17 protein-coding genes and 1 pseudogene are annotated in these 18169 nt (G+C 69.3%); 12 read left to right on the top strand and 6 right to left on the bottom strand.

Translation table 11 applies throughout. From position 1 onward, the window contains the following. Window positions 1-80: 80 nt before the first annotated feature. On the bottom strand, window positions 81-317 hold the full coding sequence (locus tag C7T91_RS36475; protein WP_236638462.1) for a hypothetical protein: 237 nt from the start codon (window positions 315-317) through the stop codon (window positions 81-83). Here C7T91_RS36475 and C7T91_RS21100 point away from each other — a divergent pair. Both C7T91_RS21100 and C7T91_RS21095 read left to right on the top strand, forming a co-directional pair. Then, complete coding sequence (locus C7T91_RS21100) at window positions 202-1434, top strand: aldehyde dehydrogenase (protein WP_236638447.1); 1233 nt, start codon at window positions 202-204, stop codon at window positions 1432-1434. The two genes, C7T91_RS36475 and C7T91_RS21100, sit on opposite strands and share 116 nt — an antisense overlap. Window positions 1435-1477: 43 nt before the next feature. Next, window positions 1478-2287: an acyl-ACP thioesterase gene (locus C7T91_RS21095; RefSeq protein WP_145962969.1), complete on the top strand. Its 810-nt coding sequence runs from the start codon at window positions 1478-1480 to the stop codon at window positions 2285-2287. A gap of 341 nt (window positions 2288-2628) precedes the next feature. Here the strand turns inward: C7T91_RS21095 and hisA are convergent, their stop codons facing one another. Beyond that, window positions 2629-3351: a 1-(5-phosphoribosyl)-5-[(5-phosphoribosylamino)methylideneamino]imidazole-4-carboxamide isomerase gene (gene hisA, locus C7T91_RS21090; protein WP_108260975.1), complete on the bottom strand. Its 723-nt coding sequence runs from the start codon at window positions 3349-3351 to the stop codon at window positions 2629-2631. Between the two features lie 123 nt (window positions 3352-3474). Between hisA and C7T91_RS21085 the strand changes: the two genes are divergently transcribed. The 4 genes from C7T91_RS21085 (at window position 3475) to C7T91_RS21070 (ending at window position 7321) form a co-directional block, all read left to right on the top strand. Further along, window positions 3475-3855: a DUF2147 domain-containing protein gene (locus C7T91_RS21085; RefSeq protein ID WP_108260974.1), complete on the top strand. Its 381-nt coding sequence runs from the start codon at window positions 3475-3477 to the stop codon at window positions 3853-3855. Between the two features lie 87 nt (window positions 3856-3942). After that, window positions 3943-4773 carry a lipid A-modifier LpxR family protein gene (locus C7T91_RS21080; RefSeq protein ID WP_108260973.1) on the top strand — a complete coding sequence of 277 codons (831 nt, stop codon included), beginning with the start codon at window positions 3943-3945 and terminating at the stop codon, window positions 4771-4773. A gap of 113 nt (window positions 4774-4886) precedes the next feature. Next, window positions 4887-5897, top strand: coding sequence for a BMP family protein (locus C7T91_RS21075; protein WP_236638391.1), 1011 nt, complete (start codon window positions 4887-4889; stop codon window positions 5895-5897). After that, on the top strand, window positions 5897-7321 hold the full coding sequence (locus C7T91_RS21070) for an FAD-dependent oxidoreductase (RefSeq protein ID WP_108260971.1): 1425 nt from the start codon (window positions 5897-5899) through the stop codon (window positions 7319-7321). Before C7T91_RS21075 ends, C7T91_RS21070 begins: the two co-directional genes overlap by 1 nt. Window positions 7322-7326: 5 nt before the next feature. On the opposite strand, the gene C7T91_RS21065 is transcribed toward C7T91_RS21070, so the two are convergent. Next, window positions 7327-8274, bottom strand: a complete 948-nt coding sequence (locus C7T91_RS21065; RefSeq protein WP_236638390.1) for a 2-hydroxyacid dehydrogenase — start codon at window positions 8272-8274, stop codon at window positions 7327-7329. Between the two features lie 80 nt (window positions 8275-8354). Here C7T91_RS21065 and C7T91_RS39780 point away from each other — a divergent pair. After that, window positions 8355-8495: pseudogene (locus tag C7T91_RS39780) on the top strand (LysR family transcriptional regulator); the annotation flags it as partial. 510 nt (window positions 8496-9005) lie between these two features. On the opposite strand, the gene tssK reads toward C7T91_RS39780, so the two are convergent. Together tssK and tagH are read right to left on the bottom strand one after the other, a co-directional pair. Further along, the gene (gene tssK / locus C7T91_RS21055; protein ID WP_108260969.1) at window positions 9006-10346 is read right to left on the bottom strand and encodes a type VI secretion system baseplate subunit TssK; all 1341 of its coding nucleotides are present in this window, start codon (window positions 10344-10346) and stop codon (window positions 9006-9008) included. Next, a complete protein-coding gene (tagH, locus tag C7T91_RS21050; protein ID WP_269102424.1) occupies window positions 10347-10934 on the bottom strand; it encodes a type VI secretion system-associated FHA domain protein TagH in 588 nt (195 codons plus the stop codon). It lies immediately after the preceding gene. A 419-nt stretch (window positions 10935-11353) separates the two neighbouring features. Here tagH and C7T91_RS21045 point away from each other — a divergent pair, with 419 nt between their 5' ends. The 5 genes from C7T91_RS21045 to C7T91_RS21025 all read left to right on the top strand — a co-directional run bounded on the left by C7T91_RS21045 (window position 11354) and on the right by C7T91_RS21025 (window position 17032). Beyond that, window positions 11354-12205, top strand: coding sequence for an alpha/beta fold hydrolase (locus C7T91_RS21045; protein WP_108261666.1), 852 nt, complete (start codon window positions 11354-11356; stop codon window positions 12203-12205). Continuing rightward, window positions 12202-13332 (top strand): PAS domain-containing protein, encoded by a 1131-nt coding sequence (locus tag C7T91_RS21040; RefSeq protein WP_108260967.1) that lies wholly within the window; start codon window positions 12202-12204, stop codon window positions 13330-13332. Before C7T91_RS21045 ends, C7T91_RS21040 begins: the two co-directional genes overlap by 4 nt. Before the next feature lie 167 nt (window positions 13333-13499). Next, window positions 13500-14714, top strand: coding sequence for a bifunctional phosphopantothenoylcysteine decarboxylase/phosphopantothenate--cysteine ligase CoaBC (gene coaBC / locus C7T91_RS21035; RefSeq protein WP_108260966.1), 1215 nt, complete (start codon window positions 13500-13502; stop codon window positions 14712-14714). A 451-nt stretch (window positions 14715-15165) separates the two neighbouring features. Beyond that, window positions 15166-16269 (top strand): hypothetical protein, encoded by a 1104-nt coding sequence (locus C7T91_RS21030; RefSeq protein WP_108260965.1) that lies wholly within the window; start codon window positions 15166-15168, stop codon window positions 16267-16269. Between the two features lie 13 nt (window positions 16270-16282). After that, a complete protein-coding gene (locus tag C7T91_RS21025; protein WP_108260964.1) occupies window positions 16283-17032 on the top strand; it encodes an ABC transporter ATP-binding protein in 750 nt (249 codons plus the stop codon). A gap of 965 nt (window positions 17033-17997) precedes the next feature. Here C7T91_RS21025 and C7T91_RS21020 read toward each other — a convergent pair. After that, window positions 17998-18165: a Trm112 family protein gene (locus C7T91_RS21020; protein ID WP_108261664.1), complete on the bottom strand. Its 168-nt coding sequence runs from the start codon at window positions 18163-18165 to the stop codon at window positions 17998-18000. Window positions 18166-18169 lie beyond the last annotated feature (4 nt).

Here is an 18169-nt window from a genome sequence, read left to right as displayed (position 1 = left end):
CGGGGTCCGAAACATGCTGCCGCGGCATGATGGCATGTCGGGCGCCCGGGCGGAAGCCGCGGGCGCGGCGGCGGGGCGGATCAGCCGCTCGGCATCGCCAGGACTTCGTTGCGCCCCTTCTTCTGGTAGCGCAGCTGGCCCTCGCCGATGGCGACGACCCGCCCGCCGTCCAGCCGGTCGGTGGCGCGGCTCCGCGCGGTGATGGAACGGCGGCTGGAGGAGGCCGCCCAGGTCATCACCGCGGAGATGGGCAGCCCGATCACCGCGTCCCGCACGCAGCAGGCGCTGCTGCCGATCCGCATGCTCGACGCCTTCATGGAGATCGCCCGGGACCTGCCGCTGCGCGAGCTGCGCAGCTCCGCCGAGGCGCAGGCTCTGGTGCTGCGCCAGCCCAAGGGGGTGGTGGCGGCGATCGTGCCGTGGAACGCGCCGCTGATGTCGCTGACCATGAAGATGGGCCCGGCGCTGCTCGCCGGCTGCACTATGATCATCAAGACCTCGCCGGAGACCGCGCTTTCGGGCAATCTGCTGGGGGAGATGATCGCCGAGGCGGGCTTGCCCGAGGGAGTCGTCAGCATCCTGCCTGCCGGGCGCGAGACCAGCGAGTATCTGGCGCTGCATCCGGGCATCGACAAGGTGTCCTTCACCGGCTCGACCGGCGCCGGGCGGCACCTGGCGGCGCGCTGCGGCGAGAGGCTCCGGCCGATCACGCTGGAGCTCGGCGGCAAGTCGGCCGCGCTGATCCTCGACGATGCCGATCTCCCCTCTGTCGTGGCCTCGCTGCGCGTCGGATCGCTGCGCAATTCCGGCCAGGTCTGCAGCCTGAAGACGCGGATTCTCGTCTCCGCCCGCCGCAGGGACGAGACGGTCGACGCGTTGGCGGCGATGATCGGCACCATGCCAGTGGGCGATCCGAACGATCCGGCGACCGAGATCGGGCCGATGGCGACGCGCGCTCAGATGGAGCGGGTCGCGGGCTATATCGGCAAGGGCCTGGACGAGGGCGCCCGCGCGGTTTGCGGCGGCCGCGGACGGCCCGAGGGGCTGGAGCGCGGTTGGTTCGTGCGCCCGACCCTGTTCGACGGGGTCGCTCCGGACGCGACCATCGCGCAGGAGGAGATCTTCGGTCCGGTCCTGTCGGTCATCGGCTATGCGAATGAGGAGGAGGCGGTCGCGATCGCCAACAATTCGCCCTACGGTCTCAACGGTTCGGTTTTCACAGCCGATCCCGGACGCGGGCTGGAGATCGCCGCGCGGATCAAGACCGGGGTGGTGGAGATCAACGGCAGCGGCGTGGGCTTCCGGGCGCCGATCGGCGGGGTGAAGGCTTCGGGCCTCGGCCGCGAAGCGGGAGCCGAAGGGTTCGACCCCTTCTTCGAGCTGAAGAGTGTCGGCCTGCCGCCGGAAAGCGCCGCGGCGCTGGCTGCGGAATGAGGCTGCGGCAGCACTGCCGCGCGGACAGGCGGGAGCAGAGGCGATGACAGCGGGACGCCCGACCCTGCATGCCCGGGTCGAAAGCTGGGAATGCGATTTCAACGGCCATTGGAACACGCGGTTCTACTGCCGCAGCTTCGATGCCGCGCGGTCGGTCCTGGAGGCGCGGAAGGGCAGGGCCCTGCCGGGCATGCCGCCCCCGCGGCGGCGCCATCTGCGCTTCCACCGGGAGCTGACCCAGGGCGATGCGCTGTCGATCCGGTCCTGCCTGGCCGATGGCGGGGCGATTGCCCATGTCATGATCTCGGAAGGAAGGGTGGCGGCCACGGCCCTCGAACAGGCGGGACCGCACATGCCGGACCTGCCCGACCTGCCGCGGGAGCTGGAAGGGCTGGTCCTGCCGCGCGGGCTTGCCGTGCCCGAGGTTGCGCCGTGGCAGGCCGCGCAGAGCGGAGACAGCCTGGCGGAACTCGGCCCAGTCCGCCGCGACGAGCTCGGCGAAGACGGAACGCTTTGCTTCGAGGCACAGATCGCCAGGTTGGCAACCGGGTCCCACCAGCACATGGAAGATGTGGGATTCCGGCGCGACACCGTCCGCAAGACCGGCATCGGCCGCATGCTGGTCGAACTCCGCCACCGGCCGCTGTCGCCCTGCGGCGCCGGAGAGCTCCTCCGGATGGAATCGCGGATCGTGCAGGTCGGCGGAAAGTCCTGGATCAGCGCCCATCTTCTGCGGACCGCTTCCGGACGGCCGGTCGCGGTTTCAGAAACCTGCCTTCTGGCGGTAGACATGAAGGAAAGACGGGCGGCGGCCGTGCCGGAGATGATCCATGCGGCAGTTTCGGCGGACTGAGCGGGCAGGGTTCGGGCGGGCGCTGCTGCCCGCCCTTCCGGGTCACAGGCTGTTTTCCAGCTCCGGGACGGCGTCGAAGAGGTCCGCGACGAAGGATTTCCTGCGGGCCGCGGTCCTGGGTGTCGACCATTTCGCCGACGCCGAGGTCGCGCATCCGGCGCATGCCCGCCGGGGTCTGGATGCGGGTGTCCCGCGCCAGCCGCCCGCCCGGACCTGTCCCGGTTCCGCTCCGTCCGCGCCGCGCCGCGGCCATGCTCACGTCAATCGCCATCCGGCACCTCCTCGAACGCGCATGTTCTGGAGGCGCCATGGTTTCTGCCGGGTTAAGCCGGGGACGGCTTTCAGCCCTTCAGCGCGGCCAGCGCCTGGGCGAGATCCAGCGCGCCGTCATAGAGCGCCCGGCCGGAGATCGCGCCGTCGAGCGTCACGCCGCAATCGCGCAGCGCGATCAGGTCGTCCAGCGAGGAGACGCCGCCGGACGCGATCACCGGGATCGACACGGCGCGGGCCAGCGCGGCGGTCGCTTCGATGTTCGGGCCCTGCATCGCGCCATCGCGGTTGATGTCGGTATAGATGATCGCGGCGATCCCCGCGTCCTCGAAATCCTTTGCCAGATCAGTGACCTGGAGCTCGGTTTCCTCGGCCCAGCCGCGGGTCGCGACCTTGCCGTTGCGGGCGTCGAGCCCGACCGCCACCTGGCCCGGGAACGCCTTGGCGGCCTCGCGCACCAGCGCCGGGTTCTCGACCGCGACGGTGCCGAGGATGACCCGCGCCAGGCCCTTGTCCAGCCAGGTCTCGATCGTCTTCATGTCGCGGATGCCGCCGCCGAGCTGGGCGGGGACCTTGCAGGCCCCGAGGATCGCCTCGACCGGCGCGGCATTGACCGGCTCGCCCGCGAAGGCGCCGTTCAGGTCCACCAGGTGCAGCCATTCGCAGCCCGCCTCGACGAAGGCCCTGGCCTGTGCGGCGGGGTCGTCGCTGAACACGGTGGCCTGGTCCATGTCGCCCTTGAAGAGACGCACGCAGTTGCCGTCCTTCAGGTCGATGGCGGGGTAGAGGATCATGGTCGGTCCCTTTCGTGATTGCCGCGTTCCCATGCCATGTCCGGGCCGCGAAGCCAAGCGACGCGAAGTTCCGCTTGACCGGCGGAGGGCGGGCAGGCGTGCTGGGGGCGGGAGGAGACATCGATGAGATACCTGATCTGCGCGGCCCTGCTGGCTGCGGGGCCGGTCCTTGCCGATCCGGCGGAGGGGCTGTGGCGGACCGAACCGGGACGGGACGGCGCCTTCGGCCATGTCCGCATCGACGCCTGCGGGGCGGCGCTCTGCGGGGTGCTGCAGGCGGCGTTCAATGCCGATGGCAGCCGCCGCGAATCCGGGGCCGTGGGGCAGCCGATCGTCTGGGACATGCGCCCCGAGGGGGGCGGGCGCTATGGCGAGGGCCGGATCTGGGACCCGCAGCGCGACAAGACCTTCCGCTCGAAGATGGTGCTGCATGGCGACGTGCTGGACGTCTCGGGCTGCGTCGGGCCGTTCTGCACGGCCCAGAGCTGGCACCGGCTGCCCTGACCGGGACATGGTTAACCGCGCTGAAAGAGTCGCGGCCGCAGGATGCCCGGAGCCGCAGGATGGCGGCGCGGATAGCGGGGCAAGACAATGGGCATCCTCCGGCGGTTCTTCATCTTCGGGCTGCTGCTGGCGGCCGGGCCTGCGGCGGCCTGGGAAACGGTCGGCATGGCGCGGCTGCTGACCAACGACTTCTTCGGCGACCGGCATGACCGCTGGCATACCCACAGCTACCAGGTGGGCCTGCTGGCCGAGCCGCAACCGGGGCAGTCCGGGCCGGATCTGGTGGAGCTGCGCTTCTCGACCGAGGTTCTGACCCCGGCGAGCCTGCCGGATCCCGCGCCGGACGACCGGCCGCTGGCGGGGGTGATCAGCCTCGGGCTGCATGGCTACATGCTGGGCGAGCGCAACAGCCTGCAATTCGGCGTCGATCTGGTCGGCGTGGGACCCTCGACGGGCTATGACGAGGCGCTGAAGCAGGTCCATCCCTCCGGCGACCGGCCGGGCAACGCGCTTGTCAGCGACCAGATCGGCGACGGGGTGCATCCGACGCTGACCCTCGCGGGCACGCGCATCATGCCGCTGGGCGGGTCCAGCTCGGCGCTGGTCTTCGGCGAAGTCCGTGCCGGGGTGGAAACGCTGGTCCGGCTCGGCGGCGATCTGGTGCTCGGTCCGGCGTCGCGCGGCGCCCTGCCGGTCCGCGACGTGACAACGCGACGGGCGGGAGGTCCAGCTGCGGCGGGTCCGATCCATCCCCGGCGCGGAAGCGAGTGGCCACGGGCCAACTCCGCCAAGCGCGGTGCTCCTGTCCACGGGCGGAACACTGCGGCGGCAGGCTGGGAAATCCGCGACCGTCATGGCGGCGCGCTCGGGGTCGGTTGCGGCACCCCGGCCGGTGCGCCGCATGGCGGCGCTGTTTGAGTGCACATGAATTGGGCGGCTGCCCGGAAACGGGCGCTGCGGCACAGCTTCTGCTTTCCAAACAGGACTTTCCGGCTAGGGTTAACCAAAACCGAATGTCAGGGAGCTTCACCATGGCGAACCTTTTCCTCAACCGCCGCCAGCTTCTGTCCCGCACCGCCGGGGCAGCTGCGCTTGCCGGGATGGCCCCGGGCCTGCTGCGTGCGCAGGGCGCCGCGCTGCCGGTGGCCGCCGCCTATACCGTTCCGGTGGAGCAGAAATGGGTCGGCCGCATCCATATCGCCGCCGAGGCCGCCAAGGCGCGCGGCGACATCACCTACCAGTTCTCGGAGAACGTCTCGAACACCGACTATACCCGGGTGCTGCGGGAATATGCCGAGGGCGGCGCCAAGCTGATCATCGGCGAGGCCTTCGCGGTCGAGCAGGAGGCCCGCGAGGTCGCCGCCGACTATCCCGAGACCGCCTTCCTGATGGGGTCGTCCTTCAAGCCGGACGAGGCGCTGCCGAATTTCGCGGTCTTCGACAACTACATCCAGGATGCCAGCTACCTGACCGGCATCATGGCCGGCGCGATGTCCAAGTCGGCCAATATCGGCATGGTCGGCGGCTTCCCGATCCCCGAGGTCAACCGGCTGATGAACGCCTTCATGGCCGGGGCGCGCGAAATCAATCCCGACATCGCCTTCCAGGTCGCCTTCATCGGCTCGTGGTTCGATCCGCCCAAGGCCAAGGAAACCGCCTTCGCGATGATCGAGAACGGCGCCGACCTGCTCTATGCGGAACGCTTCGGCGTGGCCGATGCGGCGGTGGAGCGTGGCGTGCTGTCGGTCGGCAACGTGGTCAACACCCAGCCCGACTATCCCGACACCGAAATCACCGCGGCGCTGTGGCATTTCGAGCCGACGCTGGACGCGGCCATCGCGGCGGCGGCTGCGGGCGAATTCACCGCCGCCGATTACGGCGTCTACAGCTTCATGGAGCATGGCGGCTGCTCGCTGCCGCCGCTCGGCACTTTCGAGGGCAAGGTGCCCGCCGGGGCGCTGGAGCTGGTGCAGACCCGCACCGCCCAGATCCTCTCGGGCGAATTCACGGTGGAGATCGTCGACAGCGAACCCTCCGCCTGATGTCCGGGAGCCTCCGGCGGGACCGCGCTGCGATCCTGCGGCTTGACGGGATCACCAAGCGGTTCGGTCCCGTCCTCGCCAATGACGGCATCGGCTTCTCGCTTGCCGAGGGCGAGGTGCTGGCGCTTCTGGGCGAGAACGGGGCCGGCAAGACCACCCTGATGAACATCCTTTTCGGCCATTACGTGGCCGACGAGGGGACGGTGCATGTCGCCGGGCAGGAACTGCCGCCCGGCCAGCCCGGCGCGGCGCTGGCCGCGGGCGTCGGCATGGTGCACCAGCATTTCACCCTGGCCGAGAACCTGACCGTGCTCGACAACGTGGTGCTCGGGACAAGGCCGCTGTTCTCGCTCGGCTCCGGCCGCCGAGCGGCGCGGGCGCGGCTGCGGCAGCTGTCGGAGGATTTCGGGCTGGCGGTCGATCCGTCCGCGCGGGTGGCCGACCTGTCGGTGGGCGAGCGCCAGCGCGTGGAGATCCTCAAGGCGCTCTACCGCGATGCCCGCGTGCTGATCCTCGACGAGCCGACCGCGGTGCTGACCCCGCAGGAGGTCGACGCGCTCTTCGCCACGATCCGCAAGGCGGTGGCGAAGGGGCTGGCCGTGGTGTTCATCAGCCACAAGCTGGGCGAGGTGATGGCCGTGGCCGACCGCGTGGTGATCCTGCGCCGCGGCGCCAAGGTCGCCGAGATGAGGACCGCCGAGACTGACCGCCACCGGCTTGCCGAGGCGATGGTCGGTGCCGAGATCGTTCCGCCCGAGGTGCCTGCCGTGACGCCCGGCGCGGTGCTGTTCCGGCTCGACGGCGTCTCCGTCGCCGGCTCGCCCGGGCTGACCACGGCGCTCGGCGACAGCGCCATCGGGGTGCGGGCGCGGCTCGACGGCGGGCTGAACCTCGCCTGGCGCGGCGGATCGCCCGCGCAGATCACGCCGGACAGCTTCCGCATGTTCTTCCGCTTCCTGCCGAGCCTGATCGAGACAAGGCACGAGTTGGGGCTGGAGCTGGGCCGGACCTTCTTCGACGAGGCGCGGATGCCGAAGACTTGGGATCCCTCCGGGCCGTCGCCGATGGAAGCGGAGGAATGGCGCATCTGGAACCCGGCCCCGACGGAACGTCTGCTGGCACGGGCGCGGCAGGCCTGGGCGAAGCGCTTCCCGGATTGCGGCACCATCGAGGCGGCGGACAGCTGGGCCGGCATGATGGATGTCACGCCGGATGCCGTGCCGGTGATCTCGGAAACGCCGATCCCGGGCCTCGTGCTCTCGACCGGCTATTCCGGCCACGGCTTCGGCATCGGCCCGGGGGCAGGGCGGCTGGCGGCCGATCTGGCCAGCGGGACCGCGCCCTGCGTCAATCCCGCCCGGTTCCGCCTCGACCGCTTCGGCAAGGTCGCCGCGCCGAAGCCCCGCGGGCTCGCCGCGGCGTGAGACGCTCAGTAGCCCCGGCGCGCATCGGCGAGGTCGGGGACGCTGCCCTCGGCCTCGAACTGCCTGAGGTTGGCCGCGATGATCTGCCCGCCGGTCGGCGCGTCGATCATCGAGGCGATATGCGGCGTCACGGTGATCTGCGGATGGCTCCAGAACGGGTGGTCCGAGGGCAGCGGCTCGACATGGAAGACATCCAGCGTCGCCTGCGCGACCTGCCCCGAGGCCAGCGCGTCGACCAGGTCCTGGTCCACCAGATGCGGGCCGCGCGCGGCATTGATCACGCAGGCGCCGCGGGCGAGCTTGTTGAACAGCGACGCGTTCAGGATGCCGCGGGTCTCGCCGGTCAGCGGCAGCAGGTTGACGAGGATCTCGGTGCCTTCGAGGAAGGCGTCGAAGCCCTCGGTCCCGGCATGGCAGGTCACGCCCCCGACCTCGCGCGGGCTGCGCGCCCAGCCATGGGTGTCGAAGCCGAGACCCGCGAGCGTCTGTGCCGCGACCTTGCCGAGATTTCCCAGGCCCATGACGCCGACCTTGCGGCGGGTGGCGGGGGGAACGACGATCTGGTTCCACTCGGACTTCGCCTGGCTGGCCAGGATGTCCGGCATGTTGCGGTGGTGCCGCAGCACGTGCAGCGCCACGTATTCGCGCATCCGCTGGGTCAGGTCGGTGCCCACGGTGCGGATGATCGGCACGTCCTGCGGCAGGGCGGCATCAGCCAGCACGTGGTCGATGCCCGCTCCGATCGAGACGATCGCCTTCAGCTTGGGGAACTGCGCCAGGTCGCCGGTCTTCGGACGCCAGACGACGCCGTATTCGATGGCCGAGGGGTCCGAGACGGCATGCATCGGCTCCACCTTCCAGCCGGGCAGCAGCTCTCCGAGCATGTTGCACCAGTCCTGGCTCTTTTCCTCGGAGGGCAGATAGACGGCGACGGTCACGGGCGATCCTTTCACTTCGAAACTCCGGGGAACTCTCCCCGCGGGCGCCCCGGCGGTCAAAGCAGAAATTTTGGCGCGCCGGATAGAAAAGCTTTATGGCAGGGGGCCATGCGATGAACTTCAAGCAGCTCGAGGCGTTCTACTGGCTGACCCGGCTCCGCTCCTTCCAGGCGGTGGCGGACCGGATCGGCCTGACCCAGCCGGCCGTTTCGGCGCGGATCGGCGGACTCGAGGAGGAATTCGGCGTCAAGCTGATCGACCGCGACGCGGCGCGGTTCTGCCTGACCGGGCCGGGCCACGAGGTCGCCGAATTCGCCGAGCGCTTCATGAACATGCAGGAGGCGATGCTGGCGCGGCTGGCGCAGAAGCACCGGAGCCGCTTCGCCATCGGCATTGTCGGCCCGGCCGCACTGACCTGGGGGGCGGTGCTGCGCCGCGAGCTGGCCGAGGCGCTGCCCGAGCTGGTGGCCGAGTTCCACGTCGGCTCGAACATGGAGCTGATGGCCCAGGTCTCGGCGGGCGCGCTCGACATGGCCTTCGTCACCGGCGAGGCGGGGATCGAGCAGGTGCCGGGCAGCTTCGCGGTGCGCACGCGGCTCCGGGGACGGGCGCGCCGAAGGATGCTGCGGCGCCAGCGACGGGCGGCGGCCGCCCGGATTGGGGCGGATCACCGTCGGTCGAGGTCGTCGCCGGGCTCCGCGAACGGGTCGTCGTCTGACATCTGTGCCTCCCTCCTCCGCGCGGGCCTAGCCCTGCCGGATCGCCCAAAGTTCCATGTTCAGCCCCGGATATTCGCCCGAGACATGCACCGCGATGCCCCCCGAGGTCGTCATCTTGCCCCAGTAGGGACTGGCCGCGTCGAGCTGGAAATAGACCCGCCCCGCCTCGTAGGGGATCTGGCGCGGCACCACCGGCAGCGCCGTCAGCTCGATCCCCGGCAGCGCGGAATTGACCAGCGTGCGGATCTCCTCGACCGGGCCGATCTTGGCCTGGCCCGCGAAATGCCGCCGCAGCGTCTCCTCGGCCATGTCGGCCCCGACCGACAGAACGAAGCCCGCCGCGCCGATCAGCTTGCGGTCGGCGATCAGCCCGACCGAGATGCCGTATTTGCGCGGATCGAGCGGGATCGAGACCGCATTGGCCTCGAGCACCGCCGACAGATAGCTGCGCAGCTCGCGGATCACCGCGGCATAGCAGGCGGTCAGGTCGTGATGCTGGTAGGCCAGGAATTGCGGCGGATGGCGGTCGCGCGCCATGAAGGTGGACAGCTCTCCCGCCAGAGAGACGAGGAAGGCATAGAGCCTCTCCGGGTGCAGGTTCTCGACCTGCGTGAAATGCCGGACCACCGGCAGCGCGCGGTTGATCGCCTGCAGGAGCAGGAAGTCCTGGATTTCGGCGGTGGCCTTCACCGTGCCCGACTGGCTCAGCCGTCCAGACAGTGCGGTCATGCGGTGGGTCAGCAGCCCCTCGAGTTCGGTCAGGAAGCCCGAGAGCACCGAGGAGGCGCGGCAATCCATCACCGAGGGCACGAAGCTGCCGTCCAGAAGCACCTCGCTGTCCGGGCGGACCTCGATGATCCGCGCGACCGGGATGCGGACCTTGTCGGACAGGTCGTCGACCGCCAGCCCGAATTGCAGCCGCAGCTTGCCGATCCCGAGCGTCACCGGCGCGCGCGAGGCGCCCATCGTGTCGGTCACCTGCTGCTCGCCGGGGCGCAGCCGCGCCGGGCTGAGTTCCGCGCCCGACATGTCGACCTCCATCGCGCCCTGGCGCCGCGACGGCACGGTCAGGTAGACGATGCAATCCTTGACCTGCGCGGGCACATCCAGCGCCGGCGGATGGTCCTCGGCATCGGGCACGCGGAACAGGCTGCCATCCGGGGTTATCCCGGCGCAGGATTTCACCGCGACCTGGCCGATCTTCAGCGCCTCGCGGTCGATCTCGACCGACGAGACCCCCCAGGCATAGGGCGCGATCCGCTGCGCCAGCCCGGCGACCAGCGCCGCGGTATGGCGGTCCTGCTGCTGGAAATGCTGCGGCTGCAGGAACAGCCCCTCGCTCCACAGAACCCTGCTGTCCCAGGACATCTAGTTTCCCCCGCTCCTGTCTTCTTTCAGCCGCCTCAGCTGCGCCTGGTAGGCCTTCGCGAATTCCCGGGCGAAGAGGTCGTGGAAATCGCTCTCCGCCTGGCCGGCGATCCCGGCATAGAGCTGCTCGTAAGCCTCCCAGTACCGCGCCTTCTTTCCCTTGAACATCGAGCCGAGCCCGCCCGAGGCGGCGATCTTGCCCTCGAGCTGCGCAGGCGACAGTTCGGCCAGAACGCCCTTCAGCGCCGCCTCCATGCCGGTGACCATCGCGACCTGGTGGGCGGCGAGATCGTCGATCGCCTCGCGCGCCGCCTCTTCCGGGTCAAGGAAGCCGCGGGAGGGACGGATCATCCCCTCGACCGCGGTCTCCGGCGTGACCGAGAATTTCAGCGGGTTGTTGCCCTTGGCAGCGATCATCGTGGTCTCGATGCGGAACTCGCTCTTCAGCATGGTGCGCGCCATCAGCGTCTCGCGCAGGCCTTCGACGAGGCTGCGGAACACCCGCCCGACCCGCCCCATCACCGCCGGAGCGTCCGCGCCCGGGATGGCCGCGGCGTCCATGCCCGCCCCTTCGAGGAAGGCCCGCAGCGCCGCGTCCCCGTCGGGGCCGCGCCTCCGCCCAGCCGCCCGGCGGCAGCAGCACCAAGGCAGTCGAACGCGCGGGCGGTTCGGCCACGGGCAGTTCGGTGATGACCGGCCCGGCCAGGGCGGACAGGCCGGACCAGGCCAGGACGGACAGCAGGGCGGCTAGGCGGAATGCCGCGTTCGGATCGCACATCTCGACCGGCCTCCTCGTCCCGGTCCGTCACGGATATCCGCGAGGTCCTGCGATAAGGTGAAGCCGGATGCCGCCGCAGGCGTTTTCCGCGCCCCTGCCGCTCCGGACCCCGGGGAAATGATTCATGGCTGAAGCATTTTCCGAATTTTAATCCTCTGGCCGCAAATTCTCCGGCCATGTCGGCTAGGATATCGCCGGGGGCACTGGACGGATGGAAAATGCGCGCCTGATGCAGCAGGAAGACGCCGCGCGGCGCTGGAATGCCACGATCGCCGGAGGCACGGACCGTTCCGGAACCGTGGTCTTCGCCCATGGCTTCGGCTGTGACCAGCACATCTGGAAGGATGTCGCGCCCGCCTTCGCCGGCCGCTGGCGCGTCGTGCTGTTCGACCATGCTGGCTGCGGACAGGCCGACCGGACGCTCTACGACCGCCACAGGCACGCGCGGCTCGATGGCTATGCCGAGGACCTCGTCTCGCTCCTGCAGGCGCTGGCGCTCGGTCCGGTCCATCTGGTGGCCCATTCGGTTAGCTCGATGATCGGGGCGCTGGCCTCGATCCGGCAGCCGGAGCTCTTCCGCCAGCTCGTCATGATCGGCCCCTCGGCCTGCTATCTCAACAAGGAGGGCTATGACGGAGGGTTCGAGCGCGAGGCGGTCGAAGAGCTGCTGTCCTGCCTCGAGGCCAATTTCGTCGGCTGGGCCAACAGTTTCGCGCCGCTGGCCACCGGTCAGCCGATCGAGGCCGAGGTGACCCGCGGCTTTTCCCGGACGCTCAGCCGCAACGACCCCGAAATCGCCAGCATCTTCGCGCGCACCACGATGATGTCCGACTGCCGCGCGATCCTCGGCGAGGTGCCGGTGCCGGTCCATGTGGTGCAGACCCGCGACGACCTGATCTCGCCGGAGGCCGCGGTGCGCCATGTCCACGAGAACCTGCCGCAGAGCACGCTGCACCGGATGCAGGCCACGGGGCATTGCCCGCATGTCACCCATCCGGCGGAGCTCGTGGCGCTGCTCGCGGACATTCTCGGGCCCGCAGAAGCGTCGGGCCGGCCGGAGGTGACCGGGACCGGAGGATGACTGCTGCCGCCGACCTGCCGCCCCAAGCCCCCTGCGCGCTGGTTTCCACCGATGCGGCGGGCACGATCCTTTCGGCCAGCGTCCGGTTCGCGGACTGGGCCGGCTGCAGCCCGGACGAGCTGGCCGGGCGTGCCCTTGACGGGCTTTTCCAGGGCGGCGGGCGCCTCTATTTCCGGACCTTCATCCTGCCGCAGCTCCTGGTGGCCGGCAGCGTCGGGGCCACGGCGCTTGCCATTGCCGCCGATCCGCCGGTCGACGTCCTCCTGTGCGGGACATTCGCGTCCGAAAGCGGCACCGCCTGGTTGGCGTTCCTGCCTGCCGCGGACCGGCTGCGCCATGAACGCGCGCTGTCGGAGAAGCTGCGCGGGGCCGAGGCGCGGCTGGCCTGGCTCGAACAGATCGAGGCCTTGTCCGGGATCGGGGCCTGGACCTACGCCCCCGCCGATGGCGTGCTGCGCTGGTCGGACCGGGTCTTTTCGCTGCATGGCCTGCCGCAGGGGGCCGCCCCGGATCTGGCCGGGGCGCTGGAATTTCACGCCGATCCGGCAGAGCGCGCCGAGCTTCAGCGGCTCCTCGACCGGGCGGTCCGCGATGGCGAGCCCTTCGAGATCGAGACGCGGCTGCGGGCGGCAGATGGCCGGCTGCGCCGGGTTTGCAGCTATGGAGAGCCGGTCTGGGAACGCGGCGAGGTGGTCCGCATTGCCGGAATCTTCCGGGATGTCACCGCGCAGCGCCATGCCGAAGATGACCGGGACCGGGCGGTCGCGCAGCTCGCGGCGCTGGCGGACAACCTCCCCGGCGCCCTGCTGGGCGTCGAGGCCGGGCCGGGCGGACCGCTCCGCGTCGGCCTTCGCCCGGACCGCCCTCGAGGCGCTGGACCGCTACGGGCCGCCGGTCGTGGTGATTGCCGGACGGGGCCATGTGCGCAGGGACTGGGGCATCCCCGCCGCACTGGCGAGCGCAGCGCCGGAGCTCCGAGTGGCGGCCATCGCGCTATCCGAAAAGGGCGCGGAGGAGCCCTCGGACCGCTTCGACCAGCAGATCGCCACGGACCCGGCGCCACGGGACGACCCCTGCGCCGCCTTCCAGTAGGTATGCAAAATATGCAATTCCGATATGCAATCTGAAGTGGTGACTTAGAGACACCTTACCCTACCATACTACCTGTAACGAGTGTGGAGAGGCTCTGCGGAGTCACTCCTGACGAGTATCCGCGGCAGAGGCGGCCATTGTATCCGGCTCCGTCCTGCCCTTAGATGCCCCCGGGAACCAACTCCCGGGGGACATTCTCAAGATGCTGGCAGGCAAGCGCATTCTCCTGATCATCGGCGGCGGCATCGCCGCCTACAAGGTGCTGGAGCTGATCCGGCTGTGCCGCAAGGCGGGCGCCGCCGTGACGCCCGTGATGACCGGCGCCGCAGCGGAATTCGTGACGCCGCTTTCGGTTTCCGCGCTGGCCGGCGAAGCCGTCCATTCCGAGCTTTTCGACCTCACCTCCGAAGCCGAGATGGGCCACATCCAGCTCAGCCGGGTGGCCGATCTGGTGGTCGTGGCTCCGGCCACGGCGAACCTGATGGCGCGGATGGCCCATGGCATGGCCAACGATCTGGCCACGACCCTGCTCCTGGCCACCGATACGCCCGTGCTGATCGCGCCCGCCATGAATGTCCGGATGTGGGAGCACCCCGCAACGCAGCGCAACCTCGCGGCGCTGGAGGCTGACGGCATCCGCGTGGCAGGACCGGACGCGGGCGAGATGGCCTGCGGCGAATTCGGCCCCGGCCGGATGGCGGAGCCCGGCGCGATCCTCGCCGCGATCTCCGACGCGCTCGGACCGAAGCCGCTTGCGGGCAAGACCGTGCTGGTCACGTCGGGGCCGACCCATGAGCCGATCGACCCGGTGCGCTACATCGCCAACCGGTCTTCCGGCGCGCAGGGTGTCGCGATTGCCGCGGCGCTGGCGGGACTCGGCGCCCATGTGCGCTTCGTGACCGGGCCGGGCGAAGTCCCGCCCCCGCACATGGTCGAAACGATCCGCGTCGAAACCGCGCGCGAAATGCGCGATGCCGCCCTGGCCGCGCTTCCCGCCGATGCCGCGGTCTTCGCCGCCGCGGTGGCCGATTGGCGGGTCGAGAATGCCAGCAGCTCGAAGATGAAGAAGGATGGCTCCGGCCGCGCCCCGGCGCTGAGCTTCGCCGAGAACCCGGACATCCTGAAAACGGTTTCGCAGCTGGCCGAGGACCGTCCCCGGCTGGTGGTCGGTTTCGCTGCGGAGACCGACGACGTGGTGTCCCATGCCACGGCCAAGCGGCTGCGCAAGGGGTGCGACTGGATCCTCGCCAACGACGTCTCGCCTTCCACCGGCATCATGGGCGGCACCGAAAACGCGGTGACGCTGATCACCGCCGCAGGCGCCGAGGACTGGCCGCGCATGGGCAAGGACTCCGTCGCCCGCCGCCTGGCGCTTCGCATCGCCGACGCGCTGGACGGAGATGAACCACCGCAGTGAAACCCGGCTCATGCTTCATTGGATGTCTGATAGTAAGGTTCTCGACCCAGCGCGCCACGAAGACCACGTCCGAAAGCCGTGCTGCGACCGTGTTGCGTAAATGCGGCTGCGGATTCTCTGCGCGAATCCAACATGATAGCGGGCGGCGATGAGCAGACCGTCGAAGCCGACCTACAAGACCACCAAATGGCAAGCGCATCCCCCCGAACTTCGACAGATGGAAACCGGAAATTGGCGTGTTCGCGCGGGCTGGCCTCGGAAAGTCAAAGGGTTGATCGGTCTTCCTTGTTTAAGGTTTTTCGATGCGTCGGTGACCGGCCGGGGTGCCGGGCGGTCCGGTGATCCGCGTTGGAAAACCTCACATGGAGGAAGCCGCGATCGGCCGGGCGATGTCAAGGGCGGCGGGGGCGGAGGCCGCAAGCCGCCGCTGAGCCGCGTCAGCCTCGATCCGGTGCCGCGGGCGCGGCTGCGCCATCGCCACCGCTACCTGTTCTACACCTTCCTGTTCATGGTGGTGCTGCCTACCGCGGCCGCGTTCTACTACCTCTTCGAGCATGCGCAGGACCGCTACGCCTCGAACTCGGCCTTCTTCGTCCACCGCGAGGACACCTCCTCGTCGATCGAGACCGCCTTCGGGCTCTCGGCGCTCGGCGGCGGGACGGGGACCACGCCGGATGCGGACGTGCTCTACCAGTTCATCCAGTCGCAGCGCATGGTCGAGATCGCCGACCGGGAACTCGACCTGCGGGCCATGTTCAGCCCGCCCCACGATGTCGACCCGATCTTCGCGCTCGATCCGGACGCGATGCTCGAGGACATGATCGACTACTGGGGCCGGATGGTGAGCCTGATCCACGAGGGGGATTCCGGGCTGATCACGCTCGAGGTGCAGGCCTTCTCGCCGGAGGATGCGCAGGCCCTGTCGCAGGTGATCCTCGATGCCAGTGCCGACCTGATCAACGAGCTCAGCCGGATCTCCGAGGGCGACTCCATCGACGAGGCGCAGCAGGATCTCGGCATTGCCGAAGAGCGGCTGCGCGAAGCGCGGGTCGCCGTGGCCGAGTTCCGCGGCAGCAGCCAGTTCGTCGATCCTTCGGCGGTCGTTGCCGGCCAGGAAGGCGTGATCTCCGCGCTGGAATCCCGCCTCGCCGAAGAGATGATCGCGCGCGACGCGCTTGTCGGCACGACCACCCGCGAGGATGACCCGCGGCTCGAGCGCGCCGACCGGATGATCGCGGCGATCCGCCAGCGGATCGCGGAAGAGCGCGCCAATGTCGGCAGCGACCAGGCCCCGGCGGTCGGCACCTACGAGGAGCTGCTGGTCGACCGGCAATTCGCCGAGCAGGCCTATACCGCGGCGCTCGGCGCCTATGACGCGGCCGTGGCCGAAGCCCGCCGCAAGAGCCGCTACTTGGCCGTGCATATCGAGCCGACCATGGCGGCCAGCTCGGTCTATCCGCAGCGCATCACGCTGGGGCTGACCTGCCTGGCCTTCTTCACCGTGGTCTGGGGCATCTCCATGCTGGTGCTCATGTCGATCCGCGACCGGCGCTGAGAAGGGCCGAAGGATGTTCGCCCGCCTTCTCTCCGGCCGGACACCGGCGAAGCCCGCCGCGCGCAAGCCCGGGACGCGCTCGCCGTCCGGGCGCGGTTCGGTGCGCTTCGTGTCGCTGTCCAAGAGCTATCCGACCGGGCATGGCGCGCGGAAATACATCATCCGCAACAGCTCGGTGCTGTTTCCCGCCGGGCGCAAGGTGGCGCTCCTCGGCCATAACGGCACCGGCAAGTCGACGATGATGCGGATGATCTCCGGGGCGCAGGACTACGACTCCGGGGAGATCATCCGCAACGGCGCGATCTCCTGGCTGATCGGCTTCAGCGGCGCCTTCCACGCGGACCTGACCGGCGCGCAGAATGCCCGTTTCGTCGCCCGCGTGCATGGCGTGGATACCGACGGCATGGTGGATTTCGTCAGCGAGTTCAGCGAGCTCGGGGATTACCTGCACATGCCGTTCCGCACCTATTCCTCGGGCATGCGCTCGCGGCTGGCCTTCGGGGTCTCGATGGGCGTGCCGTTCGACTGCTATCTCGTCGACGAGGTCACTTCGGTCGGCGACAAGCGGTTCCGCGAGAAATGCGCCGAGGCCTTCCATACCCGGCTGCGGGATTCCAGCGCGATCATGGCCACGCACAACCTGTCCCAGGTCAAGAGCATGTGCGACATGGCGGCGGTGCTGCATGACGGCCAGCTGACGCTCTTCGACGACGTCGAAGAGGGGCTGGCGATCCACAAGTCCAACCAGAGAGACAGCAAGTGACGCAAGCGCCCGTCCTGGTCCTCGGATCGTCCGGCCGTGCCGGGCGGCTGCTGCGCGGTGCCTGGGGCCGGTCCGGCGCGCCGCCCGCGCTGTTCCAGTCGCGTCAGTTGATTTGCGCAACAGCGCCATGTTGCCGAGCCGGGTGCGCTGGCGAACGATCAGGTCACGGGCACGGTGCAGGAACGGCACGCCCTGCTGCCCTTCCGACTTGATCGCGGCGAACCGCGTTCCGCGCCTTTGAACCGGGACGTGCCACGGCTTCGCAGATGGCTTCGGCATCAGCCGCATCGGACGCCCTGTTTGACATGCGGCTTCACGCAACTGGCCGGGATCAAACGACAATCGTGGCCAAGGGCAGGACGTTGCCGCGCCCGGCAAGGGCTGGACCCACACGCCTCCATCCCGGCAAGACACGCTGGCAGGTCCTCGAAGAAGGCCGGACGCTGCGCGCGCCTGATCGTCCGATTGGAAGCGACCTTTCCGGGCGCAGTGATCCCATGGACCTGGGAAACGCTCTTGGCCCGAGCTGCGCCAACTGTTGCAACCTGCATTGGGTGGCTCCTCCCATGGCAGTCACGGCACCTATTGCGGCGCCGGTCGGAGCAGGAGCCAGCCAACCCAACAGGTTCGGGCCGGTTCCGCCAGGTCCGGCCAACCGGAAAACCACGGGCAAAGCCCTGCCATGGCGATTGGAGAATGCGTTCCAGAGCGGCACATGTCGCCGCAGCCATATGTCAGTCCGAATATCGACGGACAGTTACGGCGTTGCCTGAGTGATGACCCCCGGGATTTGCATCACTGCCGTGCAATCTGGGGCGGGCCCAAGCTGGAACGGGCGCCTCTGGCACGTGACTGGCCGAATGCACCAGGCCCCGCATGAAGCGAAGCCCGGCAATCAATGTTCGGGGATGCGCAGCCTGCGCCGCAAGCGCCATGGCGCGATGTCCGGTTCTGCCGGACCTCATTCAATCCAGCGGCCGGGCCTCGTCGATCAGCATGATCGGTATGCCGTTGCGGATCGGAAAGGCCAGCCCCGCGCCCCGCGACACCAGCTCCTGGCGCTCGGCATCATAGGACAGCGTGCCTTGGGTGCAGGGGCAGACCAGCGCCTCCAGCATCCGGCGGTCGACCATCGCC

This window comes from Mangrovicoccus ximenensis, from assembly GCF_003056725.1.
Classification (GTDB): Bacteria; Pseudomonadota; Alphaproteobacteria; order Rhodobacterales; family Rhodobacteraceae; genus Mangrovicoccus; species Mangrovicoccus ximenensis.
This window is presented reverse-complemented; position numbering and strand designations above follow the sequence as displayed.